The organism is Anaerotignum faecicola, from assembly GCA_024460105.1.
GTDB lineage: Bacteria > Bacillota > Clostridia > Lachnospirales > Anaerotignaceae > JANFXS01.
On the sequence record JANFXS010000440.1, the window covers coordinates 1 to 411 of the forward strand.

Genomic DNA, 411 nt, shown 5'->3' on the forward strand with positions numbered 1-411 from the left:
TACTTAAGCCCGAAGGAACTGCTGTCTCTGCCGGCAGCAGTAAATGTAGGAAATCATGACGCGGGAAGCAGCGCCTACAGCCAGCATTTCCAGGTGCCGAATGTCAGCAGTATGGGCATGACCGAGAAGACCGGGAAATTCGGAGGAGACTACTGGTATACATATAACAATGTGCTCTTTATGTCTCTCAATTCCAACAATATGAGTACGGCGGAGCACAGAGCGTTCATGAAGCAGGTGCTTGACGAGAACGGAGCCGATGCGGACTGGACGGTGGTAACATTCCATCATTCAATCTACAGCACGGCCAGACACGAGTCGGACAATGATATTATCCAGAGGCGGGCAGAGCTCTCTCCGGTATTTACGGAACTGGGAATTGATGTGGTGCTGATGGGCCATGACCATGTC

1 protein-coding gene is annotated in these 411 nt (G+C 51.3%); it reads left to right on the plus strand.

Features of this window, described 5'->3' with window-relative positions:
* The coding region (locus NE664_14770) for a metallophosphoesterase (protein MCQ4727898.1) at window positions 1-411 on the plus strand (411 nt) is incomplete at both ends.